Origin of the sequence: Pseudomonas sp. H11T01 (genome assembly GCF_048515765.1) — a bacterium.
GTDB lineage: Bacteria > Pseudomonadota > Gammaproteobacteria > Pseudomonadales > Pseudomonadaceae > Aquipseudomonas.
Genome location: NZ_JBLYED010000008.1, coordinates 119,925 through 140,809 on the forward strand (window position 1 = coordinate 119,925; position 20,885 = coordinate 140,809).

The 20,885-nt window shown below is 59.5% G+C and carries 18 protein-coding genes; 10 read left to right on the forward strand and 8 right to left on the reverse strand.

The window, feature by feature from the left end; genetic code table 11:
• The first annotated feature begins 166 nt into the window (after positions 1-166).
• The 6 genes from ACN1C3_RS12945 (at position 167) to ACN1C3_RS12970 (ending at position 7,618) form a co-directional block, all read left to right on the forward strand.
• Positions 167-2,869, forward strand: coding sequence for a [protein-PII] uridylyltransferase (locus ACN1C3_RS12945; protein ID WP_419116204.1), 2,703 nt, complete (start codon positions 167-169; stop codon positions 2,867-2,869).
• Between the two features lie 42 nt (positions 2,870-2,911).
• Positions 2,912-4,111, forward strand: a complete 1,200-nt coding sequence (gene dapC, locus ACN1C3_RS12950) for a succinyldiaminopimelate transaminase (RefSeq protein ID WP_419116205.1) — start codon at positions 2,912-2,914, stop codon at positions 4,109-4,111.
• Between the two features lie 240 nt (positions 4,112-4,351).
• Entirely contained in the window at positions 4,352-4,714 is a 363-nt protein-coding gene (locus ACN1C3_RS12955) for an ArsC family reductase (RefSeq protein ID WP_419116206.1), read from the forward strand.
• 33 nt (positions 4,715-4,747) lie between these two features.
• Complete coding sequence (gene dapD, locus ACN1C3_RS12960) at positions 4,748-5,782, forward strand: 2,3,4,5-tetrahydropyridine-2,6-dicarboxylate N-succinyltransferase (protein ID WP_419116207.1); 1,035 nt, start codon at positions 4,748-4,750, stop codon at positions 5,780-5,782.
• 229 nt (positions 5,783-6,011) lie between these two features.
• Positions 6,012-7,217, forward strand: a complete 1,206-nt coding sequence (locus tag ACN1C3_RS12965) for an aminotransferase class V-fold PLP-dependent enzyme (protein ID WP_419116208.1) — start codon at positions 6,012-6,014, stop codon at positions 7,215-7,217.
• A complete protein-coding gene (locus tag ACN1C3_RS12970; RefSeq protein WP_419116209.1) occupies positions 7,214-7,618 on the forward strand; it encodes a SufE family protein in 405 nt (134 codons plus the stop codon). The genes ACN1C3_RS12965 and ACN1C3_RS12970 overlap by 4 nt, the downstream gene beginning before the upstream one ends.
• Positions 7,619-7,626: 8 nt before the next feature.
• On the opposite strand, the gene tcdA is transcribed toward ACN1C3_RS12970, so the two are convergent.
• Entirely contained in the window at positions 7,627-8,436 is an 810-nt protein-coding gene (gene tcdA / locus ACN1C3_RS12975) for a tRNA cyclic N6-threonylcarbamoyladenosine(37) synthase TcdA (RefSeq protein ID WP_419116210.1), read from the reverse strand.
• A 278-nt stretch (positions 8,437-8,714) separates the two neighbouring features.
• Between tcdA and ACN1C3_RS12980 the strand changes: the two genes are divergently transcribed.
• The 4 genes from ACN1C3_RS12980 (at position 8,715) to ACN1C3_RS12995 (ending at position 13,823) form a co-directional block, all read left to right on the forward strand.
• Positions 8,715-11,306, forward strand: a complete 2,592-nt coding sequence (locus ACN1C3_RS12980; protein ID WP_419116211.1) for a glycosyltransferase — start codon at positions 8,715-8,717, stop codon at positions 11,304-11,306.
• Between the two features lie 95 nt (positions 11,307-11,401).
• Entirely contained in the window at positions 11,402-12,553 is a 1,152-nt protein-coding gene (gene dapE / locus ACN1C3_RS12985) for a succinyl-diaminopimelate desuccinylase (RefSeq protein ID WP_419116212.1), read from the forward strand.
• On the forward strand, positions 12,553-13,362 hold the full coding sequence (locus tag ACN1C3_RS12990; RefSeq protein ID WP_419116213.1) for a putative RNA methyltransferase: 810 nt from the start codon (positions 12,553-12,555) through the stop codon (positions 13,360-13,362). The genes dapE and ACN1C3_RS12990 overlap by 1 nt, the downstream gene beginning before the upstream one ends.
• Positions 13,363-13,445: 83 nt before the next feature.
• Complete coding sequence (locus ACN1C3_RS12995) at positions 13,446-13,823, forward strand: hypothetical protein (RefSeq protein WP_419116214.1); 378 nt, start codon at positions 13,446-13,448, stop codon at positions 13,821-13,823.
• 214 nt (positions 13,824-14,037) lie between these two features.
• Here ACN1C3_RS12995 and ACN1C3_RS13000 read toward each other — a convergent pair whose 3' ends face one another.
• The 7 genes from ACN1C3_RS13000 to prfB all read right to left on the reverse strand — a co-directional run bounded on the left by ACN1C3_RS13000 (position 14,038) and on the right by prfB (position 20,819).
• Positions 14,038-14,364 carry a hypothetical protein gene (locus ACN1C3_RS13000; RefSeq protein WP_419116215.1) on the reverse strand — a complete coding sequence of 109 codons (327 nt, stop codon included), beginning with the start codon at positions 14,362-14,364 and terminating at the stop codon, positions 14,038-14,040.
• Positions 14,361-15,275: an alpha/beta hydrolase gene (locus tag ACN1C3_RS13005; RefSeq protein ID WP_419116216.1), complete on the reverse strand. Its 915-nt coding sequence runs from the start codon at positions 15,273-15,275 to the stop codon at positions 14,361-14,363. The genes ACN1C3_RS13000 and ACN1C3_RS13005 overlap by 4 nt, the downstream gene beginning before the upstream one ends.
• A gap of 144 nt (positions 15,276-15,419) precedes the next feature.
• Complete coding sequence (locus tag ACN1C3_RS13010) at positions 15,420-16,697, reverse strand: flavohemoglobin expression-modulating QEGLA motif protein (protein ID WP_419116217.1); 1,278 nt, start codon at positions 16,695-16,697, stop codon at positions 15,420-15,422.
• 34 nt (positions 16,698-16,731) lie between these two features.
• Positions 16,732-17,277 carry a hypothetical protein gene (locus ACN1C3_RS13015; protein WP_419116218.1) on the reverse strand — a complete coding sequence of 182 codons (546 nt, stop codon included), beginning with the start codon at positions 17,275-17,277 and terminating at the stop codon, positions 16,732-16,734.
• Between the two features lie 42 nt (positions 17,278-17,319).
• Entirely contained in the window at positions 17,320-18,036 is a 717-nt protein-coding gene (locus ACN1C3_RS13020) for a TetR/AcrR family transcriptional regulator (RefSeq protein WP_419116219.1), read from the reverse strand.
• Between the two features lie 101 nt (positions 18,037-18,137).
• A complete protein-coding gene (gene lysS / locus ACN1C3_RS13025; protein WP_419116220.1) occupies positions 18,138-19,640 on the reverse strand; it encodes a lysine--tRNA ligase in 1,503 nt (500 codons plus the stop codon).
• Between the two features lie 83 nt (positions 19,641-19,723).
• Positions 19,724-20,819, reverse strand: a protein-coding gene (gene prfB / locus ACN1C3_RS13030) for a peptide chain release factor 2 (protein ID WP_419116221.1) whose coding sequence is annotated in 2 segments (ribosomal slippage) — positions 19,724-20,746 and positions 20,748-20,819 — 1,095 coding nt in all. Because the reading frame shifts where the segments join, the coding sequence is not laid out codon by codon here.
• Positions 20,820-20,885: the final 66 nt, after the last annotated feature.

Sequence of the window (20,885 nt, forward strand, 5' to 3'; positions counted from 1 at the left end):
GTGTTGGGGTCTCTACGAAAACTCGCCGAGCGGCGATCAGGCAAGGCAAAAACAGGCGAGGAAGCGGAGTTTAGGCATCTAAATGAGCATTCCGAGCCTGTTTTTAACGCAGCATGATCGACGCGCAGGCAGTTTTCAGCCTATAGAAAGAAAGGAAAGCCAATCGATGCCACAGGTGGATCCCGAACTCTTCGACCGCGGCCAGTTCCAGGCTGAACTGGCCTTGAAGGCAAGCCCGATTGCTGCCTTCAAGAAAGCGATCCGCCAGGCCCGCGAGGTGCTTGACGCACGCTTTCGTAGCGGGAGGGATATCCGCCGGCTGATCGAGGATCGCGCCTGGTTCGTCGATAACATCCTCCAGAAAGCCTGGGAACAGTTCAACTGGAGCGAAGATGCCGACATCGCGCTGGTCGCGGTCGGCGGCTACGGCCGTGGCGAACTGCACCCTTACTCCGACATCGATCTGCTGATCCTGCTCGACAGTGCCGATCACGAGATTTTCCGCGATTCCATCGAACGCTTTCTGACGTTGCTGTGGGACATCGGCCTGGAAGTCGGGCAAAGCGTGCGTTCGGTGGACGAATGCGCCGAAGAAGCCCGCGCCGACCTGACGGTCATCACCAACCTGATGGAAAGCCGCACCATTGCCGGCCCCGAGCGGCTGCGCCAGCGCATGCTGGAGGTCACCAGCACCGCTGATATGTGGCCGAGCAAGGACTTCTTCCTGGCCAAGCGCGCCGAGCAAAAGGCCCGCCACCACAAGTACAACGACACCGAATACAACCTGGAACCCAACGTCAAAGGTTCGCCCGGTGGCCTGCGGGATATTCAAACCCTTCTCTGGGTAGCCCGCCGCCAATACGGCACACTGAACCTGCGCGCACTGGCTGGCGAAGGCTTCCTGGTGGAGAGTGAGAACGCGCTGCTGGCGTCCTCCCAGGAGTTTTTGTGGAAGGTTCGTTACGCCTTGCACATGCTGGCCGGCCGCTCTGAAGACCGCCTGCTGTTCGATCACCAGCGCTCGATTGCCGGGTTGTTGGGCTTTGACGGTGAAGACGCCAAGCAGGCCATCGAAAGCTTCATGCAGCAGTACTACCGAGTGGTCATGAGCATTGCTCAGCTCAGCGACTTGATCATCCAGCACTTCGAGGAAATCATTCTCGCGCCGGAAAATGAAGCGCCTGCGCAACCGCTCAACTCGCGTTTCCAACTGCATGACGGCTACATCGAAGTCACCCACGTCAACGTCTTCAAGCGCACACCGTTCGCCATGCTGGAGATCTTCCTGCTGATGGCTCAGCACCCGGAGATCAAAGGGGTTCGCGCCGATACCGTCCGTTTACTGCGGGAAAACCGTCACTTGATCGACGACGATTTCCGCAATGACATCCGCAATACCAGCCTGTTCATCGAATTGTTCAAGTGCGAGATAGGCATCCACCGCAACCTGCGACGGATGAACAGGTATGGCATTCTCGGGCGTTATCTGCCGGAGTTCGGCTTTATCGTCGGCCAGATGCAGCACGACCTGTTCCACATCTACACCGTCGACGCCCACACCCTGAACCTGATCAAACACCTGCGCAAACTGCAGTACACCCAGGTTTCCGAGAAATTCCCGTTGGCCAGCAAACTCATGGGCAAGTTGCCCAAACCCGAGCTGATCTACCTGGCTGGCCTGTATCACGACATCGGCAAGGGTCGACATGGCGATCACTCGGACATTGGCGCAGTAGATGCCGAGGCGTTTTGCGCGCGCCATCAACTGCCGCAGTGGGACACTCGACTGATTGTCTGGCTGGTGCAAAATCACTTGGTGATGTCGACCACCGCCCAACGCAAGGATCTTTCCGATCCACAGGTCATTCACGATTTCGCGCAAATCGTCGTCGATCAGACCCGGCTCGACTACCTGTACGTGCTGACCGTCGCCGACATCAATGCGACCAATCCGACTTTGTGGAACTCCTGGCGGGCCAGCCTGTTGCGTCAGCTCTACACCGAGACCAAGCGTGCGTTGCGCCGCGGCCTGGAGAACCCGGTAGACCGTGAACAGCAGATCCGCCAGACCCAGAGCGCAGCCTTGGACATCCTGGTGCGCAGCGGCACCGATCCGGACGACGTCGAACAGCTATGGGCGCAATTGGGCGATGACTATTTCCTGCGCCATACCGCTGGCGACGTAGCCTGGCACAGCGATGCGATCCTGCAACAGCCTGCCGACGGCGGCCCCTTGGTGCTGATCAAGGAAACTACCCAACGGGAATTCGAGGGCGGCACGCAGATCTTCATTTACGCGCCGGACCAGCACGATTTCTTCGCCGTGACCGTGGCGGCGATGGATCAGCTCAATCTGAACATTCACGACGCCCGGGTTATCACCTCCAGCAGTCAGTTCACCCTCGACACCTACATTGTGCTCGACACCGATGGCGACTCGATCGGCGACAACCCTTTGCGCGTCAAGCAGATCCGCGACGGTCTGACCGAAGCCCTGCGCAATCCGGCTGACTACCCGACTATCATCCAGCGACGGGTGCCACGCCAGCTCAAGCACTTCGCGTTCCCGCCACAGGTCACCATCCACAACGACGCCCAGCGTCCGGTGACCGTACTCGAACTGAGCGCCCCGGACCGGCCCGGCCTGCTGGCGCGAATCGGAACGATCTTCCTCGAGTTTGACCTGTCGCTGCAGAACGCCAAGATCGCCACCCTCGGCGAGCGCGTGGAAGACGTGTTTTTCATTACCGACGCAACCAACCAGCCGCTGTCCGACCCGCAGCTGTGTAGCCGCTTGCAGGACGCCATCGTTGAGCAACTGAGCGTCAGCTACGAACCGAATATCGAACTGTCGCGCCTGAGCATTTAGCAGCGCGCCATGACTAACCGTATTGAGTGAGATCCGTCACCGATGAACAACGCTTTGAATCAGTTGCAGCCCTACCCGTTCGAGAAACTTCGCGCCCTGCTCGGCAGCGTGCAACCCGCGGCTGATAAGCGCGCGATCGCCCTGTCCATCGGCGAACCAAAACACCGCTCGCCAGACTTTGTTGCGCAAGCCCTGGCCAGCAACCTGGATCAGATGGCGGTTTATCCGACCACCTTGGGCATCCCGGCTCTGCGCGAAGCGATTGCTCATTGGTGCGAACGCCGTTTCAGCGTTCCCAACGGCTGGCTCGACCCGGCGCGCAACGTGCTGCCGGTCAACGGTACGCGCGAGGCGCTGTTCGCTTTCACCCAGACCGTGGTCAACCGCAGCGATGACGCGCTGGTCGTCAGCCCGAACCCGTTCTATCAAATCTACGAAGGCGCAGCCTTCCTCGCCGGGGCCAAGCCGCATTACCTGCCTTGCCTGGACGAAAACGGCTTCAATCCGGATTTCGACGCGGTGTCGGCCGACATCTGGAAACGCTGCCAGATCCTGTTCCTATGCTCGCCGGGCAACCCGACCGGCGCGCTGATCCCACTGGAAACCCTGAAAAAGCTGATCGCTCTGGCCGACGAATACGACTTCGTGATCGCTGCCGACGAGTGCTACAGCGAGTTGTACTTCGACGAACAAACACCACCGTCTGGCCTGCTCAGCGCCTGCGTCGCATTGGGTCGCCAGGACTTCAAACGCTGCGTGGTATTCCACAGCCTGTCCAAACGCTCCAACCTGCCCGGTCTACGCTCTGGTTTTGTCGCCGGTGACGCCGAGATCCTCAAAGCGTTTCTGCTCTACCGCACCTACCACGGCTGCGCCATGCCGGTTCAGACTCAACTGGCAAGCGTTGCGGCCTGGAACGACGAAGAGCACGTGCGCGCCAATCGCACGCTGTATCGGGAAAAATTCGACGCCGTGCTGGAAATTTTGAGCCCAGTACTCGACGTGCAGCGCCCGGATGGCGGTTTCTATCTTTGGCCGAATGTTGAGGGTGATGACGCGGAATTCTGCCGTGAGCTGTTCGCGCAAGAACATGTGACTGTGGTTCCGGGCTCGTACTTGTCGCGCGAAGTCGACGGTTTTAATCCGGGTGCCGGACGTGTACGGATGGCACTGGTTGCGCCGTTAGCGGAATGTGTTGAAGCAGCAACGCGGATTCGCGATTTCATTCAGGCCCGCCGGTAACCTCACCCTTGTGGGAGCGGCGGTGCGGCGATCCGACTTGCCCGCGAAGCAGACGCTGCGGTCCATCAGGCCAACCGCGTCATCGTTCTTCGCGGGCAAGCCACGCTCCCACAAGTCGCGGCTGGCCGGGAAACCTGTAGCACAACGCGACAAAGGTCGGCCACAGTCGACGCCGAGCCCACCCGGTCATGGCATAATCCGTCACCTTTCGTTTCCAGCACCTGCAAAGGGGGCAATTCCTTGACCGCTTCAAGCAAAACGTTGCACCTTTTCGGCATCAAAGCCTGCGACACCATGAAAAAGGCGCGCACCTGGCTCGATGAAAACGCTGTCCGCTATGATTTCCATGATTACAAAGCGGTCGGAATCGACCGTGAACATCTGACCCAGTGGTGCAACGAGCACGGCTGGCAAGTGGTGTTGAACCGTGCTGGCACGACTTTTCGCAAACTCGACGACGAACGCAAAGCCGATCTCGACCAAGCGAAAGCGATTGAACTGATGCTCGCGCAACCCTCGATGATCAAGCGCCCAGTGCTCGATCTCGGTAGCAGAACCCTGATTGGCTTCAAGCCAGATATCTATGCGGCGGCCTTCCAGTAAGCCTGCCCATTCATTTTTGTAAGAGGTAACTGCATGTCCACTACTCTATTCAGCCTGGCATTCGGTGTCGGTACCCAAAATCGTCAAGGCACGTGGCTGGAAGTGTTTTACGCCCAGCCGTTGCTCAACCCTTCGGCCGAACTGGTGGCTGCCATTGCTCCTGTTTTGGGTTACACCGAGGGCAATCAGGCCATCGCGTTCAGCACCGCTCAAGCGGCGCAACTGGCCGAAGCCCTGAAAAGCGTCGATGCCGCTCAAGCCGCATTGCTGACCCGTCTGGCTGAAAGCCACAAGCCACTGGTCGCCACCTTGCTGGCAGAAGACGCTCCGCTGAGTTCCACCCCTGAGGCCTACCTCAAGCTGCACCTGCTGTCTCATCGCCTGGTCAAGCCTCACGGCCTGAACCTGGCCGGCATTTTCCCGTTGCTGCCGAACGTGGCCTGGACCAGTCAGGGTGCGATCGACTTGAGCGAACTGGCCGAGCATCAACTCGAAGCCCGTCTGCGCGGCGAGCTGCTGGAAGTGTTCTCGGTGGACAAGTTCCCGAAAATGACCGACTACGTGGTTCCGGCCGGCGTGCGTATCGCTGACGCGGCACGTATCCGCCTGGGCGCCTACGTGGGCGAAGGCACCACCGTGATGCACGAAGGTTTCGTCAACTTCAACGCCGGCACCGAAGGCCCGGGCATGATCGAAGGCCGCGTCTCGGCGGGCGTCTTCGTCGGCAAGGGTTCGGACCTGGGCGGCGGTTGCTCGACCATGGGCACCCTGTCCGGTGGCGGTAACATCATCATCAAGGTTGGCGAAGGCTGCCTGATCGGCGCCAACGCCGGTATCGGCATTCCGTTGGGTGACCGCAACACCGTTGAGTCCGGCCTGTACGTGACCGCCGGGACCAAAGTGGCGCTGCTCGACGAGAAGAATCAACTCGTTAAAGTGGTGAAGGCCCGCGAATTGGCCGGTCAATCCGACCTGCTGTTCCGCCGCAATTCGGAGACCGGTGCCGTGGAGTGCAAAACCCACAAATCGGCCATCGAACTGAACGAAGCGCTGCACGCTCACAACTAGGGTCTGCACGAAAAGTCGCCGAGCGAAGGTTAGGCAAGGCAAAAACAGGCGAGGAACGGCTGGGGTCGCACCCGACTTTACGGCTGTAAATGAGCATTCCGAGCCTGTTTTTAACGCAGCATAACCGAGCGCAGGCACTTTTCGTCCAGAGCCTAAGCAGCGACTCGATGCCACAGCAGTTGGGCGCGTATCATCAGCGCCCGGCCTGCTCAAACGAGTCTTGACTACTATGCTTGTGCCCTCTCCTTGGCGCGCCGATTTCCCGGCCATCGCCGCTCTGCAACGGCAAGACCAGACCTATCTGGACAACGCCGCCACCACTCAGAAACCCCAAGCCCTGCTGGACGCTCTGGCGCACTACTACGCCAACGGCGCAGCCAATGTGCATCGAGCCCAACACCTTCCCGGCGCTCACGCCACCCAGGCGTTTGAGGACGGTCGCGGCAAGGTTGCCCAGTGGCTGAATGCCGGCAATCGCGGGCAAATCATTTTTACCCACGGCGCGACCTCCGCGCTGAACCTCTTGGCCTATGGCCTGGAACACCAATTCAATCCGGGCGATGAGATTGTCATCAGCGCCCTGGAACACCATGCCAACCTGCTGCCCTGGCAACAGCTGGCCCTGCGTCGCGGCCTTGAGCTGATCGTCCTGCCACTGGACGCCGATGGCCTGATCGATCTCGACGCCGCGGCAAACCTGATCGGCCCGCGTACTCGCCTACTGGCGGTCAGTCAGCTGTCCAACGTACTCGGTGCCTGGCAGCCGTTGCCGGCGCTGTTGGCAATGGCCAAGACCCATGACGCGATGACCGTGGTCGATGGTGCTCAAGGCGTCGTTCATGGGCGACACGATGTGCAGGCGTTGGGCTGTGACTTCTACGTGTTTTCCAGCCACAAACTCTACGGTCCGGACGGCCTCGGCGTGCTCTACGGCCGTAATGAGGCGCTGCACCAACTGCGTCATTGGCAGTTCGGCGGTGAAATGGTACAGAACGCGGATTATCAGCACGCCTCCTTCCGCCCCGCCCCGCTGGGTTTCGAAGCCGGAACGCCGCCGATTGCCAGCGTAATCGGCCTTGGCGCGACCCTGGACTACCTCAATGGGCTCGATCAGCACGCGGTAAACGCCCATGAGGCCGCCTTGCATGCCTATCTGCTGCACGGCCTGCTCGCGCGCAAGGGCATTCGTCTGCTGGGCACACCGCAGGTGGCGCTGGCCAGTTTTGTCGTCGAGGGCGTACACAACTCGGACCTTGCGCACTTGCTGACCGAGCAGGGCATTGCCGTGCGTGCTGGCCATCACTGTGCAATGCCATTGCTGAAAAGCTTCGCCCTGCCGGGAGCGATTCGGGTGTCCCTGGCGCTTTACAACGACTCCGAGGACCTCGAGCGCTTCTTTGAAGCCCTCGATCAAGCCCTGGTGCTGTTGCGATGAGCTTGCCTGCCGAAGCCCTGACGGCACTGGAAGCCTTCCAGAGCGCCGCCAGCTGGGAGCAGCGAGCACGGCTGCTGATGCAGTGGGGTGATCGACTGCAGGCCTTGAGCGACGAGGAAAGGACCGACGCCAACCGGGTGCATGGCTGTGAAAGTCAGGTCTGGTTGATCGGTAGTTTGCAGGACGGCCACTGGCAATTCGCCGCCAGCAGCGATGCGCGGCTGATTCGCGGATTGGTCGCGTTGCTGCTGGTGCGGGTCAATGGTTTGTCTGCTGAGGATTTGCAGCAGGTCGACTTGCCGGACTGGTTCAATCAGTTGGGCTTATCGCGACAGCTTTCGCCGTCGCGCAGCAATGGCTTGAATGCCGTGTTGCAGCGAATGCGTGAGCTGGCTCAATAACTGATCTATCAGGCAGGTTTGACCCGATCCGCCGGCCGCCGCACTCCGGCAACGATCTTGTCCACAGCCTTGGTCGCCGCGACCATGCCGAAGGTCGCCGTCACCATCATCACTGCGCCAAAACCGCCGGCGCAGTCGAGCTTCACGCCGTCGCCGACAAAACTCTTCTGCAGGCAAATGCTGCCGTCCGGTTTCGGATAGCGCAGTTGTTCGGTGGAAAATACGCACGGCACGCTGTAATGACGGGTCACGGTGCGCGAGAAGCCATAATCACGGCGCAAGGTCGAGCGGACCTTGGACGCCAGCGGATCATTGAAGGTACGGTTCAGATCACAAACCTGAATCAGCGTCGGGTCGATCTGCCCGCCAGCACCGCCGGTGGTGATGATCTGGATCTTGCGGCGTTTGCACCAGGCGATCAGCGCGGCCTTGGCGTTGACACTGTCGATGCAGTCGATCACACAATCGATGTCCGGCGTGATGTACTCGGCCATGGTCTCGCGCGTGACGAAATCGGCCACCGCATGCACCGTGCAGTCCGGGTTGATCCCACGCAGGCGCTCGGCCATCACCTCGACTTTGGCCTGACCAACGGTGCTGTCCAATGCATGCAACTGACGATTGCTATTGCTGACGCAGACATCGTCCAGGTCGAACAGCGAGATCTCGCCCACTCCGCAACGGGCGATGGCTTCCGCCGCCCAGGAGCCGACTCCGCCGACCCCGACGATCGCCACATGGGCCGCACGCAAGCGCGCCAGACCTTCGATGCCATACAAACGGGCGACGCCAGCAAACCGCGGATCTTCTGTACTCATGACCATTACCCTAAAAACCGGCGCGCATTATAGGGCGGGCGCTGACGAAGAGCATCTTTGTGGTATGAACGGCGGCCAAGCCTGATTAAATAGTCTACGTGGCACAATAATTTGAGCTACAACGCCGCGAGCAAAGAACTTAAGTGAACTTGGATTGCCCAATGTCCGGCCATTGCGCTGTCCGCTGTACGGCCAGTTGAAAGCCAGTGTAGGATGCGCGCCGCTTGGCGCACGCCAATCGCTCCCTCGTTCCACACCTTTTGGAACCCGAAATAGCTATGTCATCGCGTAAATTTGGACTCAACCTGGTGGTGGTTCTGGCAATCGCCGCGCTGTTCACCGGTTTCTGGGCGCTGATCAACCGCCCGGTCTCGGCCCCCGACTGGCCTGAACAGATCTCCGGTTTTTCTTACTCGCCTTTCCAGCAAGGGCAGTACCCACAGAAAGACCAGTACCCATCCGACGATGAAATGCGTCGTGATCTGGAGATCATGAGCAAGCTGACCGACAACATCCGTACCTACTCGGTCGACGGCACCCTTGAGGACATCCCCAAGCTGGCTGAAGAGTTCGGCCTGCGGGTAACCCTGGGGATCTGGATCAGCCCGGATCAAGAACGTAACGAGCGCGAGATCACCCGCGCCATCGCACTCGCCAACAGCTCGCGCAGTGTTGTGCGGGTCGTCGTCGGCAACGAGGCGATCTTCCGTAAGGAAATCACCGCCAAGGAACTGAGCGTTCTGCTTGATCGCGTACGTGCGGCCGTCAAGGTTCCGGTCACTACGTCCGAGCAGTGGCACGTCTGGGAAGAACATCCTGAACTGGCCAAGCACGTCGACCTGATCGCGGCCCACGTCCTGCCCTACTGGGAGTTCATCCCGGTGGACAAAGCCGGTCAGTTCGTTCTCGACCGTGCACGGGACCTGAAAAAGATGTTCCCGAAAAAACCACTGCTGCTGTCCGAGGTGGGCTGGCCGAGTAACGGCCGCATGCGTGGCGGTACCGATGCCAGCCCGGCCGATCAGGCAATCTACCTGCGCACGCTGGTCAACAAGCTCAACCGCCAAGGCTTCAACTACTTCGTGATCGAAGCTTTCGACCAACCGTGGAAGGCCAGTGACGAAGGTTCTGTAGGCGCCTACTGGGGCGTTTTCAATGCCGCACGCCAGCAGAAATTCAACTTCGAAGGCCCCGTGGTTGCGATCCCGCAGTGGCGTGTGCTGGCCATCGGCTCGGCTGTTCTGGCGATGCTCTCGCTGGCCCTGCTGTTGATCGACGGCTCGGCCCTGCGTCAGCGCGGCCGCACCTTCCTGACCTTTATCGCGTTCCTCTGCGGTTCGGTGCTGGTGTGGATCGGCTACGACTACAGCCAGCAATACAGCACCTGGTTCAGCCTGACAGTGGGCTTCTTGCTCGCCCTCGGTGCGCTCGGGGTGTTTATTGTGTTGCTGACCGAAGCCCATGAACTGGCCGAGGCGGTCTGGACCCACAAACGCCGGCGCGAATTCCTGCCAGTGGTGGGTGATTCCGACTACCGTCCGAAAGTCTCGATCCACGTGCCCTGCTACAACGAGCCACCCGAGATGGTCAAACAGACCCTCAATGCGCTGGCCAATCTCGACTATCCGGACTTCGAAGTCCTGATCATCGATAACAACACCAAAGACCCGGCGGTCTGGGAACCGGTGCAGGCCTACTGCGAAACCCTCGGCCCGCGCTTCAAGTTCTTCCACGTCGCGCCACTGGCCGGCTTCAAGGGTGGTGCACTGAATTACCTGATTCCGCACACCGCTCCAGACGCCGAAGTCATCGCGGTGATCGACTCCGATTACTGCGTCGAGCCGAACTGGCTCAAGCACATGGTGCCGCACTTCGCCGACCCGAAAATCGCCGTGGTGCAGTCACCTCAGGACTATCGCGACCAGAACGAAAGCACCTTCAAGAAGCTCTGCTACTCGGAATACAAGGGCTTCTTCCACATCGGCATGGTCACCCGCAACGACCGTGACGCGATCATCCAGCACGGCACCATGACCATGACTCGCCGTTCGGTGCTCGAAGAGCTGGGCTGGGCGGACTGGTGCATTTGTGAAGACGCCGAATTGGGTCTGCGGATCTTCGAAAAAGGCTTGTCGGCTGCGTATTACCACACCAGCTATGGCAAAGGCCTGATGCCCGATACCTTTATCGACTTCAAGAAACAGCGCTTCCGCTGGGCCTACGGTGCGATTCAGATCATCAAGCGTCACACCGCAAGCCTGTTGCGCGGCAAAGACACCGAGCTGACCCGTGGCCAGCGCTATCACTTCCTCGCGGGCTGGTTGCCGTGGGTTGCAGACGGTATGAACATCTTCTTCACCGTCGGCGCCCTGCTGTGGTCGTCGGCGATGATCATCGTGCCGCAGCGGGTCGATCCGCCGCTGTTGATCTTCGCGATCCCGCCATTGGCGTTGTTCGTGTTCAAGGTCGGCAAGATCATCTTCCTCTACCGTCGTGCGGTCGGGGTCAACATGAAGGATGCGTTCGCGGCGGCACTGGCGGGTCTGGCGTTGTCTCACACCATCGCCAAAGCGGTGTTGTACGGCTTCTTCACCAGCAGCATTCCGTTCTTCCGTACGCCGAAAAATGCCGACAATCACGGCTTTTGGGTAGCGATCTCGGAAGCCCGGGAAGAGATGTTCATCATGCTGCTGTTGTGGGGCGCGGCACTAGGCATCTGCCTGGTGCAGGGCCTGCCGAGCAACGACATACGCTTCTGGGTAACCATGTTGCTCGTGCAGTCGCTGCCGTATCTGGCGGCGCTGATCATGGCGTTCCTGTCTTCGCTGCCTAAACCGGCACCTGAGACAGAGCCAGCACCTGCTGCATAAATCGACGGGAAGCACTAAACGGCGGCCAGTGGCCGCCGTTTTGCTTTAAGATATCCGCCATTTTGCGCGCCTTGCCTTTGCACCGGAGTTCCCCCATGACGGCCCACGCCGACCTTTCGCCGACCCTCCAACTCGCCTGTGATCTGATTCGCCGTCCGTCTGTGACGCCAGTCGACGCCGATTGCCAGAAGCTGATGATGCAGCGCCTGGGCGATGCCGGCTTCAAGCTGGAGCCAATGCGCATTGAGGATGTGGATAACTTCTGGGCGACCCACGGCAAACACGAAGGCCCTGTGCTGTGCTTCGCCGGTCACACCGACGTGGTCCCGACCGGCCCGGTGCAAGCCTGGCAGACCGATCCATTCGACGCACTGATCGACGAACACGGCATGCTCTGTGGCCGTGGCGCCGCAGACATGAAAGGCAGCCTCGCGGCGATGCTGGTGGCAGCCGAGCGCTTTGTCGCTGACTACCCGGACCACAAAGGCTCGGTGGCTTTCCTGATCACCAGTGACGAAGAAGGTCCGGCCCATCACGGCACTAAAGCGGTCATCGAACGTCTTGTCGCCCGTAAAGAACGCCTGGACTGGTGCATCGTCGGTGAGCCGTCGAGTACTACTCTGGTCGGTGACGTGGTGAAAAACGGTCGTCGCGGCTCCCTCGGTGCCAAACTCACCGTCCGCGGTGTGCAAGGCCACGTGGCTTACCCGCATCTGGCGAAGAACCCGATCCATCTCGCGACCCCCGCGCTAGCCGAACTGGCCGCCGAGCATTGGGACCACGGCAACAGCTTCTTCCCGCCGACCAGTTTCCAAATCTCCAATCTGAATTCCGGCACTGGCGCGACCAACGTGATCCCGGGTGATCTGGTTGCCGTATTCAACTTCCGCTTCTCCACCGAGTCGACCGTCGAAGGCCTGCAACAGCGGGTCGCCGATATCCTCGACAAACATGGCCTGGACTGGCATGTGGAGTGGGCGCTGTCCGGCCTGCCGTTCCTCACCGAACCGGGTGCGTTGCTCGATGCCGTCTCGGACAGCATCAAGGCCATTACCGGCCGTGAAACCAAGGCGTCCACCAGCGGTGGCACATCCGACGGACGCTTCATCGCGACCATGGGCACCCAAGTGGTTGAGTTGGGCCCGGTCAACGCGACGATTCACCAGGTCAACGAGCGCGTGCTTGCCAGCGACCTCGATGTACTGACCGAAATCTACTACCAGACTCTGATCAAGTTGCTCGCCTGATGCTCACCTGCCCTATCTGCGCCGCGCCTCTGAGCGCGGTCGACAATGGAGTGGCCTGCCCTGTCGGGCACCGCTTCGACCGCGCGCGCCAGGGCTATCTGAACCTGCTGCCGGTGCAGCACAAGAACAGCCGTGATCCCGGCGACAACCAGGCGATGGTCGAAGCCCGGCGTGATTTCCTCAACGCCGGCCATTACGCGCCAGTGGCCAGGCGCCTTGCCGAACTGGCCGCCGAACGTGCGCCACAGCGCTGGCTGGATATCGGTTGTGGCGAGGGTTACTACACCGCGCAAATCGCCGAAGCCCTGCCGAACGCCGATGGCTATGCGCTGGACATCTCCCGCGAAGCAGTGAAACGTGCCTGCCGGCGCAATCCGCAGCTGACCTGGTTGATCGCCAGCATGGCCCGCGTACCCTTGGCCGATGCCAGCTGCCAGTTCCTCGCCAGCGTTTTCAGCCCGTTGGACTGGCAGGAAGCCAAACGCCTGCTCAGCCCCGGTGGCGGTTTGATGCGCGTCGGACCGACCAGCGGTCATTTGATGGAATTGCGCGAGCGTCTATATGACGAAGTCCGCGATTATGCTGACGACAAGCACCTGGCCCTGGTGCCAGAAGGCATGCAGTTGCAACACAGCGAAACCCTGGACTTCAAGCTCAGTCTGGTCGCGGCCCAGGACCGCGCCAACCTGTTGGCCATGACGCCCCACGGCTGGCGCGCCAGTGCCGAACGCCGGGCCAACGTCATCGAACAGCCCGAGCCGTTCGAGGTCAGCGTGTCGATGCGCTACGATTACTTCGTGCTTCAATAACCCATTAATTCATGGCCTTGAGCAGTCGCTTGAGGCCGACTAAATCCGCGAATGGATTTTTCAGACACGCAGTGAGGACATCCATGCGCCAACCCGATATCGAGATTTACCTGAAAGACGCCGACGTCGACTACAAGACCATCGCAGCCTGGCTCGGCACGGCTCTGGGCCCTTGCACCGACTGGGTGCAGAAAGGCCAGACCTACAAATGCAAAGCCGGCAATGTGCCAGTGACCTGGTTACCCAAGGCTGTGGGCAAGTGGAACAGCCTGCATCTGGACAGCGACCAGACCCCATGGGACGACGACATCGCCTGCGCTCGCGCCGCGTTCGCCGCGTTGAACGTAGAAGTGCGTTGCGCGCCGGGCACCTGGGTTGAGGATGAAGGTGAGGAAACGGCTGATCGCTGGATTCGCATCAGCGTTGATGGCGAAGAAGAGATCACCTGGCATACGGCGTAATTCATTGCCAAAAAAAATCCGGAATCTGCCAAGAATTCCGGATTTTTTATGGCTGACCGTAGCAGCTGCCGAAGGCTGCGTTCGATCTGGGCCGCATTCGGACGAAGCGGTCGTAAAATGGCAGACCTCGTACTTTCAGGAAGACCGCATTCTCTCTATTTGCGACCGCTTCGCAGCCGAACGCAGCCTTCGGCAGCTGCTACAGGGGTATCTCTCACTCCTCCAATTGCGGTGTCTCTTGGCCCATGCAGCGCACAGCCTGCTTCTTGCTGTTGACCAGCACACCGGTCAAACCCTTCTGCTCGGTGTCGAACAGCACCAGCACGCCATCGATGCACTGGGCGACTTGCGGGGCTGGTTCCAGGGAGACTTTGTAGTCTTCGCCCGGTACGGTCTTGAGCATGGTGAAGTCGCTCAACAGCAGCGCATCTTCAGGTTTGGCGAAGTGCAGGTAGCCGTAGAACCACAGGGCCCCGACGGTGCCGAGGATGCTGCAGATACCGGTGATGATCAGGGGAATGGCGTTACGTTCTTCACTCATTGCGGACTCTCTGGAGGTTCAACTTCTGAATTCGGGGGTACGGGATAATTCGGGATTTCGCCCAGTCGGCGCAGGCCGTTGAAATGCTGGGGATCATCAAGATAGCGCAGCATGACTTTTCGCCAGATCGGGTCGGCAAACGTCTGCACATGACCACCGCGAGTCAGCTGCAACACCTTGGGCGGCGGCGCAGCTTGATACAGACGGATACCATTGGAAAGAGGCACCAACGGATCGTCGATGCTGTGGTAGATCAGTTTCGGCACGCCATTGAGGTGCGGCATGGCGTTGATTGCGCTGTCAGCATCCGGAACCAGCCAGGACAGCGGCACCTGGAACGGCCAGGTCATCCAGGAGCTGCTCAAGGCGAAGCGTCCTACATCACGGTAGCTGGCCGGCACACTGTCGAGAACGATCGCCTTGAGCTGACGTTGGCGCTCGGGATGTTCAACCAGGTAATGCACCGCCAGCGCACCGCCGAGGCTTTGGCCAAGAACCACCAGCGGTTTGCCTTGAACCTCGGGGGCCTTGTCCAGCCATTGGAACGCCGCGTCGATATCCTGATAGATCTCCGGCAGCCGTGGTTCACCCTCTGACAAGCCATAGCCGCGATAGTCCATTAGCAGCACCTGATAGCCCTGCTCCGGTAGCCACCAACTGCCGCCCAAGTGTCCTGCCAGATTGCCGCCATTGCCGTGCAGATGCAGCACAGTGCCTTTGACGGCCACTCCAGCCTTGGCCGGCAGCCACCAACCGCGCAGCTTGAGGCCGTCGGCAGTGGTCAGGGTGACGTCGCTGTATTGCAGGTGCGCTTTTTCCGGGGTGAACGGCAGGCCGGGTTCGGGGTAGAACAGCAAGGAGCTGCAACCGCTCAAGGCCAGTAACAGGCAAAAAATACCGAGGATTCTCATCCGTTTGAAACCTCACAGTACGGGTTGGAATACGATCCTGTGGGAGCGAGCTTGCTCGCGATGGCGTTCTAACATTCAGCATTGATGTTGACTGTGACACCGCTATCGCGAGCAAGCTCGCTCCCACACTGGATCTCGCCGTCCCTACAGGATATTCGAGTAATCCGCTTCGATCCGGTCCAGGCTCAAGTGATTGAGGAAGTTGGAGAAGCACATCCAGGCCGACAGTGCGTTCATGTCGCGGAATTGATCCGGCAAATACTTGGGCGGCACGATCAGGCCTTCATCCACCAACTGGCGCAACGTGCGCATGTCTTCCAACGTCGTCTTGCCACAAAACAGCAAGGGTATCTGCTCAAGCTTGCCCTTACGCACGGCCAACTGAATGTAGTTGTAAACCATGATAAAGCCCTTGAGGTAGGACAAGTCTTTGGTAAACGGCAGACCGTTAGGCACCGAGCCACGGAACACCCGGCTGGCGTTGCTATAGCATTGCTCCATCTCGAAGCCTTGTTCGCGGAAGAATTCGAAGATCTGCAAGAAATCCGCGCCCTCTTCCACCATATGAATGGCGCGGGTGCGGTTGGTCAGTTTGCGCAGGCGGCTTGGGTAGGACGCAAAGGTGATGATTTCCATCAGGATCGCCAGTCCTTCCTGGGTCACAGTCGAGGACGGCGGGCCCTTGGACAGGAAGGTGCAGATCGGCTGGTTCAGACCGTTGAGAGTGGTACCCACATGCACCAGCCCTTCATGGACTTCCAGGGCACGCACGTCACGGTCGTTGAACATTGCATCGGCGCGGATCTTGATGTAGTCGGCACCGGCCGCCGCATCAGCGACAATCCCGTCGGACTCGAACACCCGAATGGTTTCCTCGGCCTCGCCGAAGACCTTGTTCAAGCGGGTTTGCAGCAGGTGGACGGCGTCCTTGGCGGTCAAGGTCTTGGGTTCGTCCTTGAGGTCGCCACGGCCGTCGATGTTGTTCAGGTAATCGGAGAGCATCAGGCCCAGATCAGCCAGGGTCGGGTCGCCGGCATGGAACGCATCGGAGGCCGCGCCGTAAAGCTCCTGGGAGATCAGACCGAAATCTTCGGTGCCACGCGCTTCGAGCATGCGCACCACCATTCGATATTCCTTGCACATACGCCGCATGATCTGCCCGACCGGGTTGAACTGGCCCAGTTGACGGGTGATATCACGCTCAATGTTCTGGAATTCCAGCTTCACTGCACTGGAGTCGAACGCGAGCGGGCGGTTGAGGTAGTAGTCGCGGTCGACGGCGGGCATTTCCTTGCCGTTGGCCTTGAGGAAACCTTTGCGGACGTTGTCGTCCCACTTGACCGCGTCCAGTACGCGGATCGGCGTTTGCGCCAGCACTATGCGATCGGACAAGATGCGTATCGTCTGCTGGTAATCGTCCACCCGTAACTCCTATTGATAACGTTTTGTACCGCGTTTACTTGGCCGAACGCTGGAAGCGCGCCGCTTCGACGAACACGTCAGAATTGGCAGGATCGTCCAGCCAGGCAAACACCTGCTCCAGCGGATTGCTGATCAGCACACCCTCGCCCTCTTTGGTGTCAAAAGGTTCGCCACTCAGAGCCTCTTGCCCTTGCGCCTGATGGATCTGCTCAAGGTCGAGGTTATAGACCACCAGTTCGTGCTTATCGGTCAATTCGAAACCAGCAATAGTGAAATGACCACCGAACTTATTCGGCACCGGCGCTGACAGGTACCAGCGGCTACCGTGGCGCGAGACGGTAAAGTCGTAGGCTTCGCGCTCTTTAGGCCTGCTTTTAGGATAGCTGACGGCCCTGTAGCGATTGGCTGCGACGCGGGTCAGCTCAAGATTGAGCGCCTCGCCCCAGGCGTTCTTGCTGGTCCATTTGCCGAGCAGCGCGGCAGGCGCAGCCTGATCAGCCGGCAGCGGCTCCTTGAAACTCACCAGGCAGCCACTGAGCAGCAGAAACGACAAGGCGATCACGGCACGCCAGGACTTCATTCAATACTCCCTATGAACACAACGCCGACCGCTCCCACAGGGTTACACCGAGGCCAACACCAAATGCATGTAACGCTTGAGAATACCGAGCATTTCTTCCTCGGCCTCAGGCTCCGCATCATTGAGCAGGCCTTGATATTCCATCCGTCTGATAATAGCCGTCAAAACTTTGGCATCTTGTTGTGGCTCACGGGAACCCAATACCTGGAAAAACTGGCAAGTACCTTGTAGGAGAATTTGCTGGTGCGAGCGCACCAACAGCGCCAGACGCGGGTTGAGCAGCGCTTCCTGGCGGAACGCCTGCTCGGCCATCAAGTGCTCACGACGGTTGTGCAATTGGCGCTGAACATAGTCGGCGGTCAACCGGGCAATATCGTCAGCCAGTTGCGAACGGGACTCCCGGCTGCCATCACCATAGGCAACCATCTCGCGCAGCAAGCCTTCGTTGTTCGCCCAGAATTTGGCCATGAAGGCCGCGCTGCGTTCCACGTATTGAGCGAAGGTATCGGTGAGCAAGTCATCGATATCCTTGAAATAGTAAGTGGTCGCCGACAGCGGCACACCGGCCTCGGCGGCCACTGCACGGTGACGCACCGCCCGCACACCATCGCGCACGACGATGCGCATGGCGGCATCGAGAATGACCTGTCGGCGCTGCTCACTGCCCTGTCGGCTGGCCTTGCGACCCTGGTACTGAACGCTTTCAGAAACCGCAGTGGCGATTCCAGCGGCACCTTCTAGAGCAATTGCACGGTTCACGACAGGTATTCCTCTCACATCAAAAATGAAAAAAGCAGTACGTCAGTTCCACACAGACAATAAAAAGCCGCCTGATGTAGGCGGCTTTTTATTCATAACACTTACGCTTGCGGCCGCATGTGCGGGAACAAGATCACGTCACGGATCGATGGAGCGTCGGTGAGCAGCATCACCAGACGGTCGATACCGATACCTTCACCTGCCGTCGGCGGCATGCCGTATTCCAGGGCGCGGACAAAGTCAGCATCGTAATGCATGGCTTCATCGTCACCGGAATCCTTGTCACGCACCTGAGCCTGGAAGCGCTCGGCCTGGTCTTCCGCGTCGTTCAACTCGGAGTAGGCGTTGGCGATTTCACGGCCGCCAATGAACAGCTCGAAGCGGTCAGTGACATTCGGGTTGGTGTTGTTGCGACGTGCCAGCGGAGACACTTCGAACGGGTATTCGGTGATGAAGGTCGGCTGCTCCAGTTTGTGCTCGACCAGCTCTTCGAAAATCATGGTTTGCAGCTTGCCCAGACCTTCGAAACCTTTAACGTCGGCACCGGCTTTCTTGGCGATAGCGCGGGCCTTGTCGATGTCTTGCAGATCGGCTTCGGTGATCTCAGGGTTGTACTTGAGGATCGACGCGAACACCGAGATGCGCTGGAACGGCTGACCGAAGTGGAACACCTTGCCCTGATACGGCACATCGGTGGAACCCAGAACCAGTTGCGCGAGTTCGCGGAACAGTTCCTCGGTCAGGTCCATGTTGTCTTCGTAGTCAGCGTAGGCCTGGTAGAACTCGAGCATGGTGAACTCGGGGTTATGCCGGGTCGAAACGCCTTCGTTACGGAAGTTACGGTTGATCTCGAACACGCGCTCGAAACCACCGACCACCAGACGCTTGAGGTACAGCTCCGGCGCGATGCGCAGGAACATGTCCAGGTCCAGAGCGTTGTGGTGAGTCTCGAACGGCTTGGCCGCGGCGCCGCCAGGGATGGTTTGCAGCATTGGCGTTTCGACTTCAAGGAAGTCGCGCTTCATCAGGAAGCTGCGGATGTGCGCGATCACTTGCGAACGAATGCGGAAGGTCTGACGAACTTCTTCGTTGACGATCAGGTCGACGTAGCGCTGGCGATAGCGGGTTTCGGTATCGGTCAGGCCATGGTGCTTGTCCGGCAGCGGGCGCAGGGACTTGGTCAGCAGACGCACGTTGGTCATTTCAACGTACAGGTCACCTTTGCCGGAACGGGCCAGGGTGCCTTCGGCGGCGATGATGTCGCCCAGGTCCCAGGTTTTGACCGCAGCCAGGGTTTCTTCCGACAGGGTTTTACGGTTGACGTAAACCTGGATGCGCCCGGACATGTCCTGGATCACCATGAAGGAACCACGGTTGAGCATGAGACGACCGGCAACCTTGACCGGGATCGCCGCCTCTGCCAGCTCTTCCTTGGTCTTGTCCACATACTGCTTCTGCAAATCTTCGCAGTAGCTGTCGCGGCGGAAGTCGTTGGGGAAGGCCTGACCCTTGGCGCGCTCGGCAGCAAGCTTTTCCTTGCGCAGGGCGATCAGGGTGTTTTCTTCCTGTTGCAGGGCTTGCGGGTCGAGTTGTAGGTCGCTCATGTCTTTAAATTTTCCATCACAGGTTCGTTGCCCTCGCTCGCGCAAGGGACTTGATTCGGGAACAGCGCTGTCAAGGCTTGGGGCTACAGACCCTGCTTGAGGCTGGCCACCAGGTACTCATCAATATCGCCGTCAAGCACGTTGGTGCAGTCGCTGCGCTCGATACTGGTACGCAGATCCTTGATCCGCGACTGGTCGAGTACATACGAACGGATCTGATGACCCCAGCCGATATCCGACTTGGTGTCTTCCAGCGCTTGAGAAGCGGCGTTGCGTTTCTGCACTTCCTGCTCATACAAGCGCGCCCGCAACATTTTCATCGCGGTGTCTTTGTTCGCGTGCTGGGAGCGTTCGTTCTGGCAGCAGACCACGGTGTTGGTCGGTACGTGGGTGATACGTACGGCCGAGTCGGTGGTGTTTACGTGCTGACCACCGGCACCGGAGGAGCGATAGGTATCGATCCGCAAGTCCGACGGGTTGATGTCGATTTCGATGTTGTCATCGATTTCCGGCGAGACAAAAACGGCCGAGAACGAGGTGTGGCGACGGTTGCCGGAGTCGTACGGGCTCTTGCGCACCAGACGGTGCACGCCAATCTCAGTACGCAGCCAGCCAAAGGCGTATTCACCCTTGATGTGCACGGTCGCGCCTTTGATCCCGGCGACTTCACCGGCAGACAATTCCATGATGGTTGCGTCGAAACCGCGTTTATCCGCCCAGCGCAGGTACATGCGCAGCAGGATATTGGCCCAGTCCTGGGCTTCGGTGCCGCCGGAACCGGACTGGATGTCCAGGTAAGCGTTGTTGGGGTCCATCTCGCCGCTGAACATCCGGCGGAATTCAAGCTTCTCGAGGGACTCGCGCAGACGCTCGACTTCAGCGGCGACGTCGTCTACAGCGGCCTGGTCTTCTTCCTCGGCAGACATCAGCAGCAGGTCTTTGGCATCGGCCAGACCGCTGGACATTTCATCGAGGGTATCGACGATCTGGGCCAGCAAGGAACGCTCGCGGCCTAGATTCTGGGCGTATTCAGGGTTGTTCCAGACACTCGGATCTTCAAGCTCGCGATTGACTTCGGTCAGACGCTCATGCTTTTGATCGTAGTCAAAGATACCCCCGAATAGTTTCGGAGCGCTCGGACAGGTCCTTGATACTGTTAAGGATCGGGTTGATTTCCATGGCGGGCAGCACTCGTTGGCGATCTTTTGAAAGCCGGCGAGTATACCGTAATCAGGCTGTCACGGC